The sequence below is a fragment of the Neisseria sp. P0021.S005 genome (genome assembly GCF_051956955.1).
Genome location: NZ_JBQCWY010000339.1, coordinates 1 through 3,261, shown reverse-complemented (window position 1 = coordinate 3,261; position 3,261 = coordinate 1). Strand labels below are relative to the sequence as shown.

The window sequence follows — 3,261 nt, the reverse complement described above, 5'->3', positions numbered from 1 at the left end:
CGGATTTTGTCCCAATCGGCAAAAGCTTGAAAATCAGCTTCGGTCAACGCCTTGTCCAGCATAGGCAGGAAAATTTCGGGCTTGAGTTTGCCGGAATCAAGATTACGGGCGAGAAAAAGGGAATAACGGCGGGCAGTATCGAGGCGGTTCATAATCTTTGCCTGAATAAACAGAAAAGACCATCATAGCAAGGTTTCAGGCCGTCTGAAACCCACGCTTTCCCCTATCCGTGCAATCGGCTAAAATACCAACCTTTGCAACCCCCACATAAGGAAACCGCCATGACCCGTATGGTTCACTGCGTCAAACTCGGCAAAGAAGCCGAAGGCATGAAATTTCCGCCGCTGCCCAACGAATTGGGCAAACGCATTTTTGAAAACGTTTCCCAAGAAGCATGGATGGCTTGGACCCGTCACCAAACCATGCTCATTAACGAAAACCGCCTAAGCCTTGCCGATCCGCGCGCACGCGAATACCTCGCCCAGCAGATGGAACAATACTTCTTCGGCGACGGAGCAGATGCCGTACAAGGCTATGTTCCGCAAGAGCCTAAATAAGCATTGAAAAGCCAAGGCCGTCTGAAACCCGATTTTCAGACGGCCTTTAAAATTCCCGATTGCCCCGCATATTAGGCAAATAGAACAGATAAATCATACAAACCCATGATTCTCTGTTAGAATCCAAATTTCATTCATTCTCAATCTATATTGGAGCAAACGCCATGCAAAACGACGTTTACGACTATACCTCGCAAGGCTCGGTTGCCAAAAATACCGTCCTACAAAAAACCTACCGCCTGCTCGGCCTGTCTTTCATTCCTGCCGTTGCCGGCGCATTCTTTTCCGCCAAAACAGGCTTTAACATTTTCTCCATGTTCGGTTCATCTTGGATTGCCCTAGCTGCCTTCTTCGGCTTCTTCTACGGCATGACCTTCCTGATCGAGAAAAACCGTTACAGCAACGTCGGCGTAGCCCTGTTGATGATCTTCACTTTCGGCATGGGCCTTGCCATCAGCCCTATGTTGCAATACGCCCTGGCGATTAACAACGGCGCGCAAATCGTCGGTACGGCCGCCGCCATGACCGCTGGTGTCTTCTTCACCATGTCCGCCATGGCGCGCCGCACCACAATGAATATGAATAAACTCGGCAGCTTCCTCGGTGCCGGCGCCATCGTGCTCATGATTGCCGTTGTGGCCAACATCTTCCTCAACATCCCTGCCCTGAGCCTGACCATCGCGGCCGGCTTCGTTGTCTTCAGTTCCCTGATGATTATGTGGCAGGTGCGTGCCGTTATCGACGGTGGTGAAGACAGCCACATCAGCGCGGCGCTGACCATCTTCATCTCCATCTACAACATTTTCAGCAGCCTCTTGAGAATCCTCATCTCTATTAGCGGTGACGACTGATAAAGCCGCAAAGGCCGTCTGAAATTTCAGACGGCCTTTTTGATTTTTGACATCACCGGCAAACTCCCCTATCCTGAACGTACACAAACCCCATTCCCAACCCAAAATGACCACGACCACTCCGCGCCGTGCAGTGTACGCAGGCAGCTTCGACCCTCCCACCCTCGGCCACCTGTGGATGATACAGGAAGCCCAATCCCTCTTTGACGAACTCATTGTCGCCATCGGCACCAATCCCGAAAAGCGCAGCACCTACACCATAGAAGAACGCCGCGCCATGCTCGATGCCATTACCCACCCCTTCCCCAATGTCCGCATCAGCGTGTTTGAAAACCGCTTTTTGGTCGATTATGCCCGCGAAGCCAAAGCCAATTTTATCGTCCGCGGCATCCGTTCCGCCGCCGACTACGAATACGAACGCTCGATGCGCTACATCAACAGCGACATCGCCCCCGAAATCTCCACCGTCTTCCTGATGCCGCCGCGCGAAATAGCCGAAGTATCCTCCACCATGGTCAAAGGCCTGGTCGGCCCACAAGGCTGGCGCGACATGATAGGCCGCTACCTCCCCGACCCCGTCTATCAAAAAATCCTGCAAGACCACGAAACAAACACATAAAACAAAGGCCGTCCGAACATTTCAGACGGCCTTCCAATTTTCATTGATTATTTACGGGCAGACGTCAACGCCTGCAGGTTTTGATTCAACGTTTCCATGTCCAACCAACCGGCGGCAATAAACAGCATCAAAATCACCGTACCCACACACAGCACGCCGATACCATACAACAGATAGCCCACCAAAACACGGCCTACCGTCGCATTCCCCATCCACATCAAACCGCGTACCTGCACCACAAAAACCCAAGCCTGCCACAGCAGCGCAAACGCAGCCAACGCCGGCACATACAACACCAGCAACAGCGGCAGCAGCAAAGCCTCAGACACCAAAATAAAGCCCCACAAAGGCAACCGGGGCGCACCGTAATAATGCAGCACCTTGCGCATCGAGCGGCTCAACACCAACCATTTCACAATCACCAAAATCACCGACAGGCACACCGCCGCCGCGCCACTGCCAAACAAAGGCGACATGCTGGCCGCATTCACCACACCCAACAGCAGCAACACCGCCGCCATCACCAAAGGCGAATACAAATACGTCTCCGGCGAACGATAGCGCAAACGCAAAACATCCCACATATCACGAACAAACACATACAGCATGGCATAAATCCAAAGCAAAAAAGCCGATTGTATCTTAGGCCGTCTGAAAATCAAACCGGCAAACCTAAAAACCGCCAATTAAAACGAAAAATAATTCAATACAAAACAAAATCTTAATTTACCGCCTCAAAAATAAAGCCTACAACCGCTTGCACAAGGCAACGAAATTTGGTTTAATTCACATCTCGCAACGAAACACGCGAAGGCCAGATAGCTCAGTTGGTAGAGCAACGGATTGAAAATCCGTGTGTCGGCGGTTCGATTCCGCCTCTGGCCACCACCAACCGCCTTGAAGCGGTTATTTTTTTATCTATACGATTTGCACGCCATACTTAGCGCAAATCCCATTCCAGACCATGCGTCCCGATTTCCACACAAGGCCGTCTGAAAATTTTCAGACGGCCGTTGTTCATGTTGGCATGGCATAAAAATCCGCTTTACCGCCCCATTCCGACAGAATACGGCGCTTCCATCCAAATCGGCTGAAACCTTCGCGAACATACTGAATATGAATAAAGTTCAAGGCCGGTCGGTTTACTATATAATACCGTCCAAACCAACCATAACTTACTCATTGCAGGGAAGATAATGAAAAAAGTGCTGATTGTGCATTACTCGCAAACGGG

General features: G+C 50.9%; 4 protein-coding genes and 1 tRNA gene. 4 read left to right on the top strand and 1 reads right to left on the bottom strand.

From position 1 onward, the window contains the following. The first annotated feature begins 281 nt into the window (after positions 1 to 281). From ACTHUE_RS13825 to coaD, 3 genes are all read left to right on the top strand, one after another. A complete protein-coding gene (locus ACTHUE_RS13825) occupies positions 282 to 557 on the top strand; it encodes an oxidative damage protection protein (RefSeq protein ID WP_003682648.1) in 276 nt (91 codons plus the stop codon). A 164-nt stretch (positions 558 to 721) separates the two neighbouring features. Continuing rightward, positions 722 to 1,408, top strand: a complete 687-nt coding sequence (locus tag ACTHUE_RS13820; protein ID WP_049336659.1) for a Bax inhibitor-1 family protein — start codon at positions 722 to 724, stop codon at positions 1,406 to 1,408. 106 nt (positions 1,409 to 1,514) lie between these two features. Beyond that, positions 1,515 to 2,027 carry a pantetheine-phosphate adenylyltransferase gene (coaD, locus tag ACTHUE_RS13815; protein WP_049345008.1) on the top strand — a complete coding sequence of 171 codons (513 nt, stop codon included), beginning with the start codon at positions 1,515 to 1,517 and terminating at the stop codon, positions 2,025 to 2,027. A gap of 47 nt (positions 2,028 to 2,074) precedes the next feature. Here coaD and ACTHUE_RS13810 read toward each other — a convergent pair whose 3' ends face one another. Further along, a complete protein-coding gene (locus ACTHUE_RS13810; protein WP_049336656.1) occupies positions 2,075 to 2,635 on the bottom strand; it encodes a hypothetical protein in 561 nt (186 codons plus the stop codon). Between the two features lie 204 nt (positions 2,636 to 2,839). Between ACTHUE_RS13810 and ACTHUE_RS13805 the strand changes: the two genes are divergently transcribed. Next, positions 2,840 to 2,915 (top strand) — tRNA-Phe (locus ACTHUE_RS13805). The last annotated feature ends 346 nt before the right edge of the window (positions 2,916 to 3,261 follow it).

What these genes read in the sequence shown, in the direction of transcription:
- ACTHUE_RS13825 (WP_003682648.1), top strand. Translation starts at nt 282, where the DNA reads ATGACCCGTATGGTTCACTGCGTCAAACTCGGCAAAGAAGCCGAAGGC.
- ACTHUE_RS13820 (WP_049336659.1), top strand. Translation starts at nt 722, where the DNA reads ATGCAAAACGACGTTTACGACTATACCTCGCAAGGCTCGGTTGCCAAA.
- coaD (WP_049345008.1), top strand. Translation starts at nt 1,515, where the DNA reads ATGACCACGACCACTCCGCGCCGTGCAGTGTACGCAGGCAGCTTCGAC.
- ACTHUE_RS13810 (WP_049336656.1), bottom strand. Translation starts at nt 2,635, where the DNA reads ATGCTGTATGTGTTTGTTCGTGATATGTGGGATGTTTTGCGTTTGCGC.